Here is a 16,367-nt window from a genome sequence, read left to right as displayed (position 1 = left end):
GCATTTAACAAGCAATAAAAACACATCAAACCTTAAATTGGTTCGTTTTTTAATTAAAAATGAAAGCAATAACTGACCAAAAAATTTATTCAACAAAACAGTTTACCTTTCGCCAAAATTAGGGCGAAGATAATAGCCCTCACTCGCTTATCTCACGTTGTAAAGGAGCTCCCGTGACGCCCACACTTATCCAGAATATCGAATGTTTTATTACCCGACCCGACCGCCACAACCTGGTGGTAGTGCGGGTGACAACCGATAAAGGCATCACGGGGCACGGTTGCGCCACCTTCCAGCAACGTCCGCTGGCGGTAAAAACGCTGGTCGATGAATATCTGAAACCCTTGTTGATTGGCCGCGATGCCAACCATATTGAAGATCTCTGGCAAATGATGAACGTCAACGCCTACTGGCGTAACGGCCCGATCATGAATAACGCCATTTCAGGCGTTGATATGGCGCTATGGGATATCAAGGGTCAACTAGCGGGTATGCCGCTGTACCAGTTGCTCGGCGGGAAATCACGTGATGCTATCGCCGCCTACAGCCACGCCAGTGGCGAAACGCTGGAAGCATTATTCACCGCCGTCGACAAGCTGGCGGCTCAGGGCTACCGGCATATTCGCTGCCAGCTCGGTTTTTACGGCGGTACGCCTGCGCAACTGCATACGCCGGAAAATCCAACCACAGGCGCCTATTTTGATCAGCAGGAGTACATGGCCAATACCGTGGCGATGTTTAAAGCGTTGCGGGAAAAATATGGTTATCGCTTGCAGATCCTGCACGATGTTCACGAACGCTTATTCCCGCAGCAAGCGGTGCAGTTAGCGAAGCAGCTTGAACCCTATCAGCCTTATTTCATTGAAGATATTTTGCCGCCGACGCAAAGCGCGTGGCTGGATCACGTACGCCAGCACAGCAGTGCGCCGCTGGCGATGGGCGAGCTATTTAATAACCCGGCAGAGTGGCACGAGTTGATTGTGAACCGCCGCATCGATTTTATCCGCTGCCACATTTCGCAGATTGGCGGCATCACACCGGCATTAAAACTGGCGATTCTGTGCCAGGCATTCGGCGTACGACTGGCCTGGCACGGGCCGGGAGATATGACGCCCATTGGTGTGGCGGTGAATACGCATCTCAATATTCATCTGCATAATGCGGCGATTCAGGAGTATATCCCCCGCACCGCCAACACAGACGCGGTTTTCCCGGGCGCGCCGGAAGTTAAAGATGGATTCATTTATGCGCCGGAAAAACCAGGTATTGGCGTGCAGTTTGATGAACAGCAAGCGCTGGCACACCCAGGGATCTATCGCCCGCACGAATGGACGCAAAGCCGCCTTGCCGACGGCGCAATCCACACGCCGTAACGTCAGCCGCCACCCTGGCGGAAGGTGAGGTTTTCGCGGTTATGCGGAATGACATACGTGCAGGTGTAGTTGATATCAATAATGTCGCTGATCTCATACACCTGCCCGCCTTCCATGATGCCGCGGTTACTGATGTGCATGGCCGGGCTACCCTTTTTACAGCCCAGCAGCACCGCCTGTTCGCGACTCACGCTCACCGCCCGGTACGTGGTTAGCAGATGTGAAATCCGGTAGCCTTTACCCAGCACATACTGCTGGATAGAACGCTCAATGACCTGCTGGTTGAGATCGGCAAACCCTTCTACCGGCATGCGTGATATTTCGATCTGTACCGCTTGTTCATCGACAAAGCGCAGGCGGCAAAACTGCCAGATAAAGCTCTCCTCGTTGAGGCCAAATATTTGCTGTTCATCGCGATCCGGGCGCTTTTTATGCAGGCTAATCATGCGGAAACGAATCTGATCAAAACGCTTTTCGGTGATGGAGTTATAAACCAGCGGATTGTTGCGCGCCTGCTCGTTAATCCAGATGCCGGAACCCTGCACAATATTTACCACACCAATACTCGCGAGTTTTTCCAGCGCCTGTCGGATGGTAAAGCGCGAGACGCCATACTCCTGAGCCAGTTGGCGTTCAGGTGGGAGTTTGCGCGGGCCAGGCGCGCTGATTTGATAAATTTTGCTTAGCAAATCCTGGGTCACAAACTCTTTTTTCTTCATCCTTTCTTTCCTGAAAGAAAACAATCGCTGCCGCGTGTTATAACATCAGCGGCTAAAAGATACTCCTCGTTTATCAGTATCAAAGAAGGATTTTTGATCATGACCAACCGACGACTGATGAGTCTTGCGACAGTTGCTCTGGTGCTCGCCATTTTCCTGCCGGTGAGCCTGAGTATCTGGATGAGTCACCGCCAGGCTGAAGAAAACTTTATGAATGATCTGGACATGTACTCCACTCTGGCAGAAATGCGTACCCAACGCGTCATCAACCAGAGTAAAGCCGCGCTGCGTGAGCTGGATGCCTACGACGGCGCGCCCTGTACGCCCGAACATTTGTTGGCGATGCGGCGTATTTCTTATTCGTGGCGCTATGTGCGTGAAGCGCTATACATCAACGGGCTGCAACCGCTCTGCTCATCCCTGCAAGCCGACAGCCCCATCCTGCCCTTTCCCGAACCCGGAAAGATCACCTCTGATGGCTTTCGCGCCTGGCTGACTCGCCACAACGATCTGGGTCTGGCGAAATATATGGTCGCGATCGGCAGCGCGCATTATGTGGTGATGGTCGATCCAACATCGTTTATTGATATTTTGTCGCATGGCACCTCTCCCGTTTATATCGCGCTGATCAATACCAAAACGCACCAGCGCATTGCCGGAAGCCCCCGGCTGACGGCGGCCAACCTGGCGCAAATAAACCAGCAAGGGCCAACGCGCATCATTACCGATGGCGAGGTCTACCGGATCCAGCGCGATGCCGATATGGGACTGGCGATTGTCACCTGGATGGCGATTGCGCCGCTGGAAAAAAACTGGCACCGGTTATTGATGATGTGGTTGCCACTCGGTTTGCTGGTCAGCCTGCTGCTCGTTTTTGTCATGTTAAGGCTTCTGCGCCGTTTGCATTCTCCACGCGCGCAGTTGCAGGACGCCATTCACGGACGTGAAATTACCGTTTTTTTTCAACCAATTGTTGAGCTTGATAACGGCAAGATAGTCGGCGCAGAGGCGCTGGCACGCTGGCGGCAGAAAGATGGCAGCTACCTTGCGCCAGATATTTTTATTCCGCTGGCGGTGCACAGCGGTCTGATGCCTCAGCTGACCAAACTGGTGGTTGAAACCGTATTTTCCACTCTCGGATCCTGGCTGCACCAACACCCGGATCAACATATCTCGATTAACCTTGAGCCGGCGGATCTGCTTGACCCCACCCTGCCGGATCTGCTGGCGCGTCTGATCGCCCAGTGGCAACTCTCGCCTTCACAAATCGCCCTTGAACTCACCGAACGCGGTTTCGCTGATCCGGCGGTGAGCGGCCCGGCAATCAATGCGCTGCGCGCCGCCGGCCACGCCATTTACATTGATGACTTTGGCACCGGCTATTGCAGCCTGAGCTATCTGCAAAATCTGGATGTCGACATCATCAAAATCGACAAATCGTTTGTCGATGCGCTGGAGTACAAAGCCGTGACGCCGCACATCATCGATATGGCCAAAGCGCTCAGGCTGGCGATGGTGGCTGAAGGCATTGAAACCGAAGGCCAGCTTCAGTGGCTAAAGACGTATGGCGTGGAGTACGGCCAGGGCTGGCTCTACAGCAAAGCGCTGCCGCCTGACGCTTTTATTCAGTGGGCGGAAAACAACCTGCGCGCCGCCTAGTTTTGCTACTGTTAAAAGTGGTTTAACACGCGGAGGAAGCATGATGAAAAAGCAATCCTGGCCGCTGCATGATGTCCGGCACTGGCTGGAACCCGGCCCGGTGGTACTGCTCAGCAGCCACTGGCAAGGGAAAAACAATATCATGACCCTGGGCTGGCATACGATTCTGGAGTTTTCGCCGTCGCTGGTGGGCTGCATGATCTCAGCGGGAAACGCCAGTTTTGCGCGCATTCGCCAAAGCGGTGAATGTGTGATTAACCTGCCGGAAGCCAGCATGATCGATACTGTTTCACGCATCGGTAACTGCACCGGCGATGACGTCGACAAGTTCGCGGAATTTGGCCTGACGGCAGAAAAAAGCGACAAGGTCAGCGCGCCGTCGATAAAAGAGTGTTTCGGGCAGTTTGAGTGCCGGCTCTACGATGACGCAATGGTGGATAACTATAACTTCTTTATTTTTGAAGTGGTTGCCGCACGGGTTAACCCCCTGCCGGAGTGGCCGCAAACCCTGCATTATGTCGGCGGGGGGGTATTCCGTACCGATGGCGACGTGCTGGAACGCAAGGCGCTGTTTACCAAAGTGTCCTGAGCGGCTAATTATTCGTCAAGAATGGGAACGAAGCCCCCGTAAATCATGCGTTTGCCGTCAAAGGGCATCTCGTTCCCCAGTTCGCGCATCCGCGGGTCCGCCATGATTTTCTGATTCGCGGCGTCGCGTACCTCTTTTGACGGGTATTCAATCCAGCTGAATACCACCTCTTCGTTGTCTTCCGCTTTCACGGCCATGCGAAAGTCGGTGAAATTGCCGTCGGGCACATCGTCCGCCCAGCATTCAACAACCCGCGTGGCACCAAACTCTTTAAACAGCACGACAGACTTCGCCGCCAGTTGGCGATAAGCCTCTTTTTGATCGGCCGGTACGGCAACCACAAAACCATCAACATACTTCATGAGTTGACCTCCGAAGTGGCCGTGCGGCAGGACAGCCCCACCGCATCAGGCCCGATAAGTTTAGTCTTGCCGCCAGCAAAAGGCGTAACGCACCTTGTCCGTGTTAAGAATAAACTCCGACGACACACTTGGGCTCCAGGAGTCATCGCCGCCGACGCCCATATGGAACGCATCGACATGCAACCAGCAACCGTCCTCTTCATGCAGCAGATGATGATGTGTGGTTTCGCGCAGTTGCTCATCGCTGTAGCGCCCCAGCGAAAAGTGGAAATTGCCGTCCAGGCGATGCGCGCCATAGCGCAACATGCGCGTATCGCAACGCAGGCCATTCTCACCGGGGAAAATATAGGGCGTATGCAGCGCGGCCAGTGGCAATGTCCACAAACCCTGGCGCGCCGCCAGTTTACGGTCGGGGTAGTTTTCATGCGGTCCCAACCCTAACCAGCTTGCCTGCGCATGGTGCTCTGCGAGCTGGCAAACCAGGCCAACACGCGCCGGTGGCGGAATATCGGTTGCCACCTGCACCTCCACTTCTCCATGCAATACACCGTGGCTATCAATGCGCCAGCGCTTGTGGCTGATAAAGGCCGTTTTTCCCGCGCCCACCCAACAATGCCCTGTATGGATAACAATTTCTGCCGCCCCCTCTTGCGCCTCGCAATAGAGCAACTGCGCGTGCAGGTCATACATGCCAGCCGCTTTCCAGCGCTCTACCCAGGCGTTGGGGTCAATACGCGTCACTTCACTGATGCCGATATCGTTATCCAGCGGCGCACGGGCAAAACAGTCCGTAAGCGGTGTGGAAAGCGTGGGTTGCTCATCGCGCCACCACTGCACCAGGTTGCCGTTTTGCCGACAGAACTGCCAGCGCTGATGACCCGCGCTGATAGTGTAATCCTGTGCATTCGTCTGCAGTGTCGGTCGCGCGCCTTTGACCTCGCGCGACGCGATATACAATGGCGCGGGCAAACGCCACTGATCCCACGCGCAAAGGTGTTCCGCCGCCGACCAGCGTGTCGCTGCCCGCTGGTAAACCTCGACATTCAGCCACACTTCACCGGGTGCCGCATGCAGTTCAGGAAGCGTGAGCGCAATTTTCTGTTTTCCTTGCGGTGCGATATTGAGTGCCGTTTCTCCCTGCGCCAGCACTTCACCATCACGCTCCACGCGCCAGCGGAGGGACTCGTTATCGCTGGCGCGAAACAGGTATTCGCTCTCCACCGCAATAACCAGCGGCTGCGTACTCAGCAGGCTGAACTGGAAAAATTGCTGGGCGCGTTGCGCTTCATACAGCGCCGGATGCGGTGTTCGGTCCGGGAAAACCAGCCCGTTCATACAGAACTGCCGGTCATTTGGCGTATCGCCAAAATCGCCGCCATAAGCCCAGAATTTCTGTCCGTTCTCGTCCGTTTTCGTTAGCGCCTGGTCGACCCAATCCCAGACAAAGCCGCCCTGCAAGCGCGGCGCGGCGCGAAAGGCCTGCCAGTATTTGGCAAAGCCGCCGAAGCTGTTGCCCATCGCGTGGGCGTATTCACATAAAATCAGCGGACGGCTTTCATCCGGCAAACCGATCCACTTTTTGATTGACCACTTTGGCACCGCCGGGAATGGCTGCTCCTGGTCAACACGCGCATACATTGGGCAGATAATATCGGTCGCGGCGGTGTTCGCCCCGCCCCCTTCATACTGCACCGGGCGCGTCGGATCGGTGGTTTTCAGCCACCGATACAGCGCATCGTGGTTCGCGCCATGCCCCGACTCATTTCCCAGCGACCAGATGATGATCGACGGATGATTACGATCGCGTTGTACCATGCGGGTCACGCGTTCGCTCATTGCCGGAAGCCAGAGCGGATCATCAGCGAGACGGCTCATCGGCACCATACCGTGGGTTTCGATATTGGCCTCATCCACCACATATAGACCGTACTCATCGCACAACTGATACCACAACGGATGGTTGGGATAGTGAGAGCAGCGCACCGCATTAAAGTTATGCTGTTTCATTAGCTCAATGTCGCGGCGCATGGTGGCTTCATCTATTGCCTGCCCGTTTTCCGGGTGGTGCTCGTGGCGGTTAACGCCACGGATCAGCAGCGGTTTACCGTTGAGTTTCAGCAAGCCGTTGCTGATTTCAACCTGGCGGAACCCGACATTACAGGCTTCCACCTCCAGTACATTTCCCTGCACGTCGAGCAGGGTTAGCGTCAGGCGATAAAGATGCGGCGTCTCGGCGCTCCACAACAATGGGGAAGCCACCGGCAACGTGACGCTCAGACGTTCAGCCCAGCTTCCGCGTTCATCAACCACCGCGCTGCCCGGTGTTTGCTGCGTTTCGGCGATTTTTTCTTCCCCTCGCCATAACGCGAAAGCAATGCGGCAATCGGTAACCTCACCTTCAAGCCGGGCATTAACCTGTAACTCCCCGTGAGTCAGTTGCGCATTTAGCTGCGTAACGTGATGAAAATCAGCAATCCGCGTGGCCGGTTTATGTTGCAAAGAGACATCGCGAAAAATGCCGCTCATTCGCCACATATCCTGATCTTCCAGGTAGCTGCCATCGCACCAGCGCAATACCATCACCGCCAGCCGGTTCTCTCCGGCCTTGAGTGCCTGGCTCAAATCAAACTCCGCAGGCAGGCGGCTGTCCTGGGAGTAGCCGATCCATTGCCCGTTACACCACAGATAAAAAGCCGAGTTCACCCCATCAAAAACAATACGGGTTTGCCCGTGCGCCAGTTCTGATTCGCTCATTTCAAATGTGAGCGAGTAACAACCTGTCGGATTTTGTTGCGGTACAAACGGGGGTTTCACCGGAATCGGGTAAGTGACATTGGTATAAATCGGCGTATCAAACCCCTGCATTTGCCAGTTTGAAGGCACTGGCATTGCCACCGCATCAGCGCAATCTTTGTCGATCCAACCTGCCGGCACCGCGTCTGGCGCAGCGAAAAAGCTGAATTGCCAGTAGCCATTGAGTAAACGACGTGCGGGTGATGCCGTGTTGTCGCGCGCAGAGACTTCATCGCGCCAGCTGCGCATCGGTGCATGCGCGGGTAAACGGTGCCACTGTGTGAGAACCGGGTTTTCCCAGTCGCGGCGGGAGAGAATCGAATTTAACGCGGAAGCGGACATAAAAACCTCATTTTGCGAAGCGCTCACAATTAAAGGCACAATGACGCATTTTTCACCACCGGTAAAGTGGGAAGCAGGCTCAAAGCGAAGGCGATCACAAAAGTGTTAACGGCGATCCAGCATCGCGACCTGCTGCGCCAGTTCGTTTAAGCGCCTGGCAAGGGTTTCACCACTCAGTTTCTGTTGCCGGGCTGGCGCGGTGGAGTGTCGCTCGATAAGCATCACCGGCAACCGCGTTTGGCCTGTGACATCGCTCCGGGCTGACGGGTTGAGTAGCCAGTCGACGCTTCGCTCTCCGGCCTCTTTAAACGTCTGGCGGATGGTGGTAAGCGACGGGGAAAACCAGGCGCTATCGGCGGTATCGTCATAACCTACCACCGAGATCTGTGCCGGCACGTCAATCCCTTTCTCGACGCAGGCGCGGATAACGCCAAGCGCCATTTGATCATTTGCCACCAGCACCGCGTCGGGTAACTGCGAACCCGCGAGCAAACTGTGCGCTTTTTCATACCCGGAAGCCGCGCTCCAGTCACCATGCGCGCTGGCACAAGGCGTAAGGCCAGCCTGCTGAAGTGCCGTCAGCCAGCCGGCAAAGCGGGTACGCGCGGAAACCGAGGCCTGCGGTCCGCCGAGTAACGCGATCTGACGGTGCCCCTGCGCCAGCAGATGTTCTACGCCAAGCCGCGCACCTTGCATGGCATCAAACACCAGGCTGTTCACCGCGGCCGTCTCACTAACATCCAGAAATAACACGGGCGTGGGGGTCGCCTGTGCCGCGAGTTGCTGCGCCAACGCATCATCAAGCGGCACGTTGATCAACACGCCTTCAACGCGCTGCGCCAGCAGTTCCTGTAAGGCAGCCGAACAACTGGTTGCATCGTGCTGCTCCAGCATAGAAATGATCACGCTGGCGGCGGCCTGCCCGGCGCGGGACTTTACCGCCGACGCGATTTGCGATGGCGCATGCAACGCCAGATCGGTTGTCAACAAACCGAGCGTTTTCGTACGTTTACCCGCCAGTTGCTGAGCGCCGCGATTGGGGATGTAATGCAGCTCCGCCATCGCAGCAAGCACTTTCTCGCGCGTCCGTGGAGAGACATGCGCCGCATCGTTAATCACGCGCGAAACGGTCTGGTAAGAGACGCCCGCATGGCTGGCGACATCATAAAGAGTAATGGTTTTCATAGCGCTTCCCGGCTGCAAACAGTTTTCCAGTATACCCGGTTTGCAGGTCTGCGCCTGTGGGCGCTTCAGAGAAAATACCAGGCAGGGCCAAATACCGTTGAAGGTTATTTTGCGGGAAAAGAAATAGCGACGAGCCACAAAAGGCTCGTCGGAAACATCATCCGTAATGTGCATTTGAGATGGTTACGTATTTTTATTATGAAACCACCATCACATTTTTTAATGCAATTAAAATGACAGTTTCATGACAAATACATTACTGCTGACGTGGGATCGGGAAGCCTTTTAGCGAAATAATAAAGCTGTGTCCGTCTTTTTTAATTTTTGCTCCGGCGTCGCACCAGTCTGATGCAATGCGAAAAAACTCATCACTTCCGATATTCCAGTCCAGACGAACTTGTTTGACAAAACCTGAGCGCAGCATCTCGCAGGCTTCGCCGTAGTTGCTGGCGGTAGATAGCAGTTGTTGGTTCATTTTTTCTTCTTCAGAAGTTTGCGTAACGCTTTAATTTCTTTAGGAGTTAACGGAGTAGAGCTCTCTTCTTCGGTATGCTGGTTATCAATGTCGTCTTCCGATACTCCCGCCTCTTCCGCAGCCTGAAAAGCCAGCAGCAACAGCTTTTCTGTCGCGGTACCGAGATTTTCACTATTTACTTCTGCGTAATGACGAAGTTTCTCTTTTAGCGCTTCATCAATTTTGACGTTTAATACAGCACTGGCCATGATTATCCCTTCTTGTGTGAATAAACATGCTAATTAATACACGAACTTATGGAACTGATCCACAAATATATTTCAGAATTATAACAACTTATAAAAGCCCAAGATTAATCTGCCTGACAATTATGACAAAAAAATTAAATTAATATTTCAGTAAAATGACAAAGCAAACCAGCATAAATAAATATATCGACAATAAAATATAAATATCCTGCCAGCCTCATTAGGCTGACAGGATTCAGCGGTGAAGATTATTCCATTCGTCGCGGGTTATCTCCCAAAGTTCGGTGTCCAGTTCGCCGGAGACGTATTGCCCCTTCTGGCGGCGAACCAGCCGCATTCCGCAGCGTTCAGAGATCTTTTTCGAGCGCACATTCGCCACGGCTTTCGGGGCGCGCAACACATCACGCTCGAGCACATTAAACCAGTAATCATTCACCGCATGGCAAGCCTCCGTCATAAAGCCCTGCCCTTGCCACTCCGGCGCGAGCCAGAAACCACGGTTATTGTCTGGCGTATTCATTAAGCAAATAACCCCCATTAACTCTGCCGGGTTTGCTTTGCGACGCAACGTCCAAAACCAGCCTTCCCCTGCGCGGTTTGCCGGCAGCGCAACATTATCGACATAATGCTGCGCGGCACCGTCCGGGTAGGGCCAGGGCACACTGGCTATCAGGTAGCGCACAATTTCCCAGCGCGGGAAAATACGCTGAATTTGCGTGGCATCTTCCGATGCCAGCGGCTTGAGAAAAAGTCTTGCGGTTTCGAGCTCGGGTGTGGTCATTAGCCATCACTCCTTTTCAACGCCAGCGGATGTGTTACACCAGAATCCCCTGGCCGTTTTATAAAGTAAACCGCCCGTTTAACAGCAAAATTGAGGAAGTGAATGGCTAAGTACATTGCATTAAATACACATTTATAGCGCTGGCTCGCTTTGTGGTTCAGGTTTTAGCGCGGGTTTCTGACGAAACCATGGCAGGCAAAGCTGGATCAACGGGCCAATCGCCAGGGCGTAAACCACCGTCCCCACGCCAACGGTTCCCCCCAACAGCCAGCCAATAAGCAGCACAGAAACTTCTATCGCTGTGCGGATAGCCCGCACCGACCAGCCGGTACGCGCATGAATACCGGTCATTAACCCATCGCGCGGCCCGGCACCAAACCCCGCGCCAATATACATTCCGGTCGCGATGGCATTCACCACCACGGCAGAAATCAGCAACGTGCCGCGCGCCACCAGCGAATCCAGCACCGGCATCAGCGACAGCGCGGCATCGGCGGCAAGGCCTAATACAATCACATTACTGATCGTTCCCAATCCGGGCCGCTGGCGCAACGGGATCCACAACAGCAGCACCAGCGCCCCGGTGACGATCATCACCGTCCCAATATCCAGCGATAGCCGTTTCATTACGCCCAGGTGAAAAACGTTCCACGGGTCCGCGCCCAGATCAGCGCGCACAAACATGGCGGTGGAAACGCCGTACAGAACCAGGCCTATATAAAGTTGAATTAATCGACGCAGCATTGTTTTTCTCCGGTTGTTCAGGCTTTCATCTTTACCGGAAATGGCCTTATTATTAATGTCCAGTTTTAAAATAGTGGACTGTATATGTCATCACGCCGCCTGGGTAGCCACTCTTTACACCGTCTGTTGGGTCACTGGCAACAACCCGCTTCCCGTACGCCGTTATGGCGACAACTTGCCGACGCGCTGCGCCTGCTGATCCTTGATGGCAGGCTGGCAATTGAGACACGCCTTCCCGGAGAGCGTGAACTGGCCTCAGCACTTGAGATCAGCCGCACAACGGTTGCCAGCGCACTCGCACACCTGCGTGATGAAGGTTATCTGGAGAGCCGCCACGGCAGTGGCTCGCGCGTGATCCTGCCCGATAGCCGCGCGATCCCCACGCTCAGCACGGCGGGCACCGCACTTGATCTCTCCACTGCCGCACTCAGCGCTGGGCCGGAAATCCACCAGGCTTACACCCACGCGCTGGCGGCCATTCCACCCTATCTTTCGCGCACAGGTTACGGGCAATTAGGTGTGCAGACGCTGCGCGAAGCGATTGCCGCGCGATACACCGCCCGCGGCTTGCCGACGCATGCAGATGAAGTGATGGTGGTCAATGGCGCGCTCAGTGGGCTGGCGCTGGTTCTGCGTATGCTGACCGGGCCCGGCGATCGCGTGGTGGTCGATCATCCGACCTATCCGCTGGCCATTGCCGCCATTCAGGGCGCGTCATGCAGACCAGTTGGCGTTTCCTTGCCGCAAACGGGCTGGGACACCGACGGTTTCGCCGCGACGCTGGCGCAGACCGCGCCACGGCTGGCTTACGTCATGCCTGATTATCACAACCCAACCGGCCGCTGTATGGATATCGCCACGCGCCAGGCCATCGTCAGCGTTGCCGCGCAAGCGCGCACCACCCTGGTGGTCGACGAAACGATGGTTGATTTGTGGTACGAATCTCCGCCACCACCGCCCATGGCGGCGTTTGATAGTAGCAGTACAGTCATTACGATCGGTTCGGCGGGGAAAACGTTCTGGGGTGGACTGCGTTTGGGCTGGATCCGTGCCTCATCGCGGACCATTGCCACGCTGGTGCAGACGCGCGATACGCTGGAGCTTGGCTCACCGCTACTGGAACAGCTGGCGACGCTATGGCTGATGGAAAATGGCGAAAGCTTCCTGCCTGCGCGTCGTGACATGCTCAAAGCACGCCGCGATCGCTGCGCGGCGCTGCTGCGGGAACATTTCCCCGACTGGCGTTTCTCGCTGCCGGAAGGTGGCCTCTCTTTCTGGATAGAGCTGCCCGACATGCTGGCAACACAATTTGCCGCGCGCGCGGAAACGATCGGTATCCACCTCGGCGCTGGCCCGCGTTTTGGGCTGACAGGGGCGTTTGAACGCTATTTGCGTATCCCTTTCGCGCTGGATTCAAATGAGCTGGAAAATGCGCTACTGCGGCTCAAACCCTTATGGCTGGCGCTTCGCGCAACGGAAGTGCCATTAAAACGTAGCCTGGTGTAATACTCAGGACGCAGGTGGTGTCAGCGGCTTTAGCGACTGGCTGTTAACCCAGCCAGTGGTGCTTTTTCCCGCCTCGCTAATAAACTGGATCTGCGTCCATCCTTGCCCGGTTTTCAGCACCCCCACAACATCATCTTTGACAATCCATGCCTTACGCCGCGTGCTGGCATCCGGTGTGCTGCTGAGATAAACCCGCTCATCAATCACTTCGGCGAGAGAAACCCATTGCGTCGACTGTGTTTTACTCAACACAATCCCCTCGTTGATCTGCGGCACCATCACATTCATGCAGCCGTCATGGTTTTGCCCGTTCGCAATCTTCAATGTTACGCCGTCCGCCGTGGCGGAAAGATGCCCCGGCAGCACATCGGAAGACCAACTGGATATTTCCGCCTCCCCGGCTGGAGACGCATTACCCGTCAGCGCAAAGGAGCAGTTTCGCGTCACGCCAACCCCCATTGTTTCAGAGTAGTAACCCGTGACCTGCCCGGAGGGGGATACCGCCAGTTGCAGCCCTTCATAAACGCCCGACTGCAATGTGGCGGCAAAAGGTGCCGTCGATACCGATAATGTCAATGCCAATACGATGTTGCGCATACTCCCTGCCCTTTTATCAGAATTATTTTTGCGGCTACAGCGTACCGTTTCTGCATAAAAACATCACCAGTGAACCCACGCGTTTCCCCCCACCAAAAAAGGTAAAAAAGGCTAAGGTTGAAAGACCCGTTTAATTTGCTCTGTGAGGAAAGTGATGTCGGAAAAGTTAAAGGCGCAGTGTCACTGCGGCGCGGTGGCGTTTACTGTACAGCTTTCGGACGGTTTTAACACCGTTCGGCGCTGTAACTGTACTTTTTGCAGAATGCGCGGCGCCGTTGCCGTGTCGGCCCCACTCTCCGGTATTGAGGTTTTTAAGGGCAAGGATAAATTGACCGAATACCGCTTTAACACCGGAACCGCTGTGCACTATTTTTGCTCGGTTTGCGGTATCTACACGTTCCATCAGCGGCGTTCAAACCCGGATCAGTACGGTGTTAATGTGGCCTGTATTGCCGGTGTTTCGCCCTTTGATTTTGCGCAAGTGCCGGTTTCAGAAGGTGTTAATCACCCGTCGGATGGCGGAAGCGAGGGTATTGCCGGGTATTTGCGCTATTCACGCGAGTGAGAAAAACAAAGGAAGCAGAAATGGGTGGGGGCCCTGCCAGCTACATCCCGGCACACACGTCATCTGCCCTGGCTGCTTCCTTCCGGACCTGACCTGGTGAACAGAGTAGCGTTGCGGGAGAACCAACAGAGCCCCCATTGAGAGCGTTGTTAACCAACGCGCTGGCGCATTATCCCTATCCGGGATGGCAATTGCAAGCCGCGCCGGGGCGGATGCTGGTTTCTTGCGCAATCCCCACTTCACAGCACGCGTTTCGCTGTTTATGCTGCCTCTTCTTTCTTCAGGACATCACAATGGATACACAGGACTCTTTCCCGCAGCGGGTGTGGCAAATCGTTGCCGCCATCCCCGAAGGCTATGTCACGACCTATGGTGATGTGGCGAAGCTGGCCGGTTCACCGCGCGCGGCGCGCCAGGTGGGCGGCGTACTGAAACGCTTACCGGAAGGCAGCACGTTACCGTGGCATCGGGTGGTGAATCGTCATGGTTGTATCTCGCTGACCGGGCCGGATTTACAGCGTCAACGTCAGGCGCTGCTGGCGGAAGGCGTGGTGGTGTCGGGAAGTGGGCAAATCGATTTACAGCATTATCGCTGGATCTATTAAGGCTCCTCCCAACCGGGAGGAGCCTGGTCATATTAGTACTGCGTCGGCGCAGGTGTCGCTTCCGACGGGTTTACCTGCGTCGGAGAAGTGGAAGGCACCGTCGTTGCCGCCCCGCCACTTTGTTGCAGCGGCACAGCGGTTTGCTGTACCGGCACCAGTGTCAGGTCAACTTTTGTACCACCCTGGTTGATAACCGGCTTAACCGTATCGGTAATAAAGACAATTTTGTTGTCAATGGTAATCGCCGCGCTCAGCAGGATACGGGCGTTCGGCTGAATATCCGCCGGGTTAAATGGCAGCACAAAGCTAAACGGTGACTGTTTACCTTCAGTACGGACAGCTTTCTGCGCCAGTACTTTCGACGGCGCATCTGCCTGCGAAGCATCAGAAACCGTCACGGTGAGTACCGCGTCTGGCGGCAGCGCCACTTTCTGACGGATCCAAACCGTACCCGAAACATTCGGTTGAGCGATTGCCGGTTTATTTGTTGCCGCAGGTGCATTTGGGTTAGGTGCAGGTGTCGGAATATCGCCGCCCTTTTGGGCGCAGGCAGACAGCGCGACCGCGACTGCTAAACCACTTAACATGTGCACGAGTTTCATTGATTTCTCCTTATCTTCAATGCACCGGCAGGCGTTTCGCCCGCCAGGATGTGTGGTCAAACCATCGTAACCTGAACAAGTGTGGCACACGTGCCGGATATATTCCTGCAAACTGCCATCTATTCAGATTATTGAACCCATCGGACCAGCAATTTTTCCAGGTTATACTATTCGGATAATTCGCTCCGTCAGCCGTTATTATTTTGAGGAAATTTATGAGTCAGGCGTTATCCAATCTGCTGGCATTACTGAACCTGGAAAAAATTGAAGAGGGCTTGTTTCGCGGGCAGAGCGAAGATCTCGGCTTGCGCCAGGTTTTTGGCGGCCAGGTCGTAGGTCAGGCCTTGTACGCCGCCAAAGAGACCGTTCCTGCCGAGCGCCTGGTGCATTCATTCCACAGTTACTTTTTACGTCCGGGCGATAGCGAAAAACCGATTGTCTACGACGTGGAAGTGCTGCGTGATGGCAACAGTTTCAGCGCCCGACGCGTTGCGGCCATCCAGAACGGCAAACCGATTTTCTACATGACCGCGTCCTTCCAGGCACCGGAAACCGGCTACGAGCACCAAAAAACGATGCCGCAGGCACCGTCGCCGGATTCGCTGCAATCTGAAACGGATATTGCCCGCGCGCTTGCCCATTTATTACCCCCGCAGGCCAAAGAGAAGTTTCTTAGTGACAAGCCGCTGGAGATCCGCCCGGTTGAGTTTCATAACCCGCTGAAAGGCCACGTCGCCGAGCCCACCCGCCAGGTATGGATCCGCGCAAACGGCACCGTGCCGGACGATTTCCGCGTGCATCAATATCTGCTTGGCTATGCCTCGGACTTTAACTTCCTGCCGGTTGCGCTTCAGCCGCATGGCGTTGGCTTTCTTGAGCGCGGTATGCAGGTTGCCACTATTGACCACTCGATGTGGTTCCATCGCCCATTTAATATGAACGAGTGGTTGCTCTACAGTGTGGAAAGCACCTCAGCCTCCAGCGCTCGCGGTTTTGTGCGCGGCGAGTTCTATACACAAGAGGGTGTGCTGGTGGCGTCCAGCGTGCAGGAAGGCGTCATGCGCAATCGCAACTAATCCCGTTTTAAATAAATACCCTCCGGCATAGCCGGAGGTTTTTCAGATGCGCCTGTAAGGCTCTGTTACCAGCCGCGCCCTAACAGGCGCATACGATCTGACATTTGCATCAAACTTCTTTACTTACGGCCCGTAAACGGGCTGCC

17 protein-coding genes and 1 other RNA gene are annotated in these 16,367 nt (G+C 55.1%); 7 read left to right on the top strand and 11 right to left on the bottom strand.

Annotation, left to right across the window (positions count from 1 at the left end; all coding sequences use genetic code 11):
• The first annotated feature begins 173 nt into the window (after positions 1 to 173).
• Entirely contained in the window at positions 174 to 1,373 is a 1,200-nt protein-coding gene (locus BN2591_RS10045) for an enolase C-terminal domain-like protein (protein ID WP_086871113.1), read from the top strand.
• Positions 1,374 to 1,375: 2 nt separating this feature from the next.
• On the opposite strand, the gene BN2591_RS10040 is transcribed toward BN2591_RS10045, so the two are convergent.
• Positions 1,376 to 2,092 (bottom strand): GntR family transcriptional regulator, encoded by a 717-nt coding sequence (locus BN2591_RS10040; RefSeq protein ID WP_086871111.1) that lies wholly within the window; start codon positions 2,090 to 2,092, stop codon positions 1,376 to 1,378.
• A gap of 99 nt (positions 2,093 to 2,191) precedes the next feature.
• Here BN2591_RS10040 and BN2591_RS10035 point away from each other — a divergent pair, with 99 nt between their 5' ends.
• Complete coding sequence (locus BN2591_RS10035) at positions 2,192 to 3,751, top strand: EAL domain-containing protein (protein ID WP_086871109.1); 1,560 nt, start codon at positions 2,192 to 2,194, stop codon at positions 3,749 to 3,751.
• A gap of 43 nt (positions 3,752 to 3,794) precedes the next feature.
• Positions 3,795 to 4,340: a flavin reductase family protein gene (locus BN2591_RS10030; RefSeq protein WP_086871106.1), complete on the top strand. Its 546-nt coding sequence runs from the start codon at positions 3,795 to 3,797 to the stop codon at positions 4,338 to 4,340.
• Positions 4,341 to 4,348: 8 nt separating this feature from the next.
• Here BN2591_RS10030 and BN2591_RS10025 read toward each other — a convergent pair whose 3' ends face one another.
• The 7 genes from BN2591_RS10025 to yczE all read right to left on the bottom strand — a co-directional run bounded on the left by BN2591_RS10025 (position 4,349) and on the right by yczE (position 11,270).
• Complete coding sequence (locus BN2591_RS10025) at positions 4,349 to 4,702, bottom strand: DUF1428 domain-containing protein (protein ID WP_086871104.1); 354 nt, start codon at positions 4,700 to 4,702, stop codon at positions 4,349 to 4,351.
• Positions 4,703 to 4,762: 60 nt separating this feature from the next.
• Positions 4,763 to 7,837, bottom strand: coding sequence for a beta-galactosidase (locus BN2591_RS10020; RefSeq protein WP_086871102.1), 3,075 nt, complete (start codon positions 7,835 to 7,837; stop codon positions 4,763 to 4,765).
• Between the two features lie 105 nt (positions 7,838 to 7,942).
• Positions 7,943 to 9,022: a LacI family DNA-binding transcriptional regulator gene (locus tag BN2591_RS10015; protein WP_086872114.1), complete on the bottom strand. Its 1,080-nt coding sequence runs from the start codon at positions 9,020 to 9,022 to the stop codon at positions 7,943 to 7,945.
• 256 nt (positions 9,023 to 9,278) lie between these two features.
• On the bottom strand, positions 9,279 to 9,497 hold the full coding sequence (locus BN2591_RS10010; RefSeq protein ID WP_086871100.1) for a hypothetical protein: 219 nt from the start codon (positions 9,495 to 9,497) through the stop codon (positions 9,279 to 9,281).
• On the bottom strand, positions 9,494 to 9,745 hold the full coding sequence (locus BN2591_RS10005) for a hypothetical protein (RefSeq protein ID WP_017459970.1): 252 nt from the start codon (positions 9,743 to 9,745) through the stop codon (positions 9,494 to 9,496). The genes BN2591_RS10010 and BN2591_RS10005 overlap by 4 nt, the downstream gene beginning before the upstream one ends.
• Positions 9,746 to 9,980: 235 nt before the next feature.
• Positions 9,981 to 10,526, bottom strand: a complete 546-nt coding sequence (locus tag BN2591_RS10000) for a GNAT family N-acetyltransferase (RefSeq protein ID WP_086871097.1) — start codon at positions 10,524 to 10,526, stop codon at positions 9,981 to 9,983.
• 132 nt (positions 10,527 to 10,658) lie between these two features.
• A complete protein-coding gene (gene yczE / locus BN2591_RS09995) occupies positions 10,659 to 11,270 on the bottom strand; it encodes a membrane protein YczE (protein WP_086871095.1) in 612 nt (203 codons plus the stop codon).
• Positions 11,271 to 11,354: 84 nt separating this feature from the next.
• Here yczE and yczR point away from each other — a divergent pair, with 84 nt between their 5' ends.
• Positions 11,355 to 12,776 (top strand): MocR-like transcription factor YczR, encoded by a 1,422-nt coding sequence (yczR, locus tag BN2591_RS09990; RefSeq protein ID WP_086871093.1) that lies wholly within the window; start codon positions 11,355 to 11,357, stop codon positions 12,774 to 12,776.
• A gap of 3 nt (positions 12,777 to 12,779) precedes the next feature.
• Here yczR and BN2591_RS09985 read toward each other — a convergent pair whose 3' ends face one another.
• On the bottom strand, positions 12,780 to 13,373 hold the full coding sequence (locus BN2591_RS09985) for a hypothetical protein (RefSeq protein ID WP_086871090.1): 594 nt from the start codon (positions 13,371 to 13,373) through the stop codon (positions 12,780 to 12,782).
• Positions 13,374 to 13,524: 151 nt separating this feature from the next.
• Between BN2591_RS09985 and BN2591_RS09980 the strand changes: the two genes are divergently transcribed.
• A complete protein-coding gene (locus BN2591_RS09980; RefSeq protein WP_086871087.1) occupies positions 13,525 to 13,938 on the top strand; it encodes a GFA family protein in 414 nt (137 codons plus the stop codon).
• A gap of 31 nt (positions 13,939 to 13,969) precedes the next feature.
• Here BN2591_RS09980 and ffs read toward each other — a convergent pair.
• An RNA gene (gene ffs / locus BN2591_RS09975) (signal recognition particle sRNA small type) lies at positions 13,970 to 14,066 on the bottom strand.
• Positions 14,067 to 14,231: 165 nt separating this feature from the next.
• On the opposite strand from ffs, the gene BN2591_RS09970 reads away from it, so the two are divergent.
• On the top strand, positions 14,232 to 14,543 hold the full coding sequence (locus BN2591_RS09970; RefSeq protein WP_017458903.1) for an MGMT family protein: 312 nt from the start codon (positions 14,232 to 14,234) through the stop codon (positions 14,541 to 14,543).
• 32 nt (positions 14,544 to 14,575) lie between these two features.
• On the opposite strand, the gene BN2591_RS09965 is transcribed toward BN2591_RS09970, so the two are convergent.
• Positions 14,576 to 15,145: a YbaY family lipoprotein gene (locus tag BN2591_RS09965; RefSeq protein WP_017458902.1), complete on the bottom strand. Its 570-nt coding sequence runs from the start codon at positions 15,143 to 15,145 to the stop codon at positions 14,576 to 14,578.
• A gap of 215 nt (positions 15,146 to 15,360) precedes the next feature.
• Between BN2591_RS09965 and tesB the strand changes: the two genes are divergently transcribed.
• Positions 15,361 to 16,221, top strand: a complete 861-nt coding sequence (gene tesB, locus BN2591_RS09960) for an acyl-CoA thioesterase II (RefSeq protein ID WP_086871085.1) — start codon at positions 15,361 to 15,363, stop codon at positions 16,219 to 16,221.
• The last annotated feature ends 146 nt before the right edge of the window (positions 16,222 to 16,367 follow it).

The organism is Kosakonia pseudosacchari, assembly GCF_900184035.1.
Taxonomy (GTDB): Bacteria; Pseudomonadota; Gammaproteobacteria; order Enterobacterales; family Enterobacteriaceae; genus Kosakonia; species Kosakonia pseudosacchari.
This window is presented reverse-complemented; position numbering and strand designations above follow the sequence as displayed.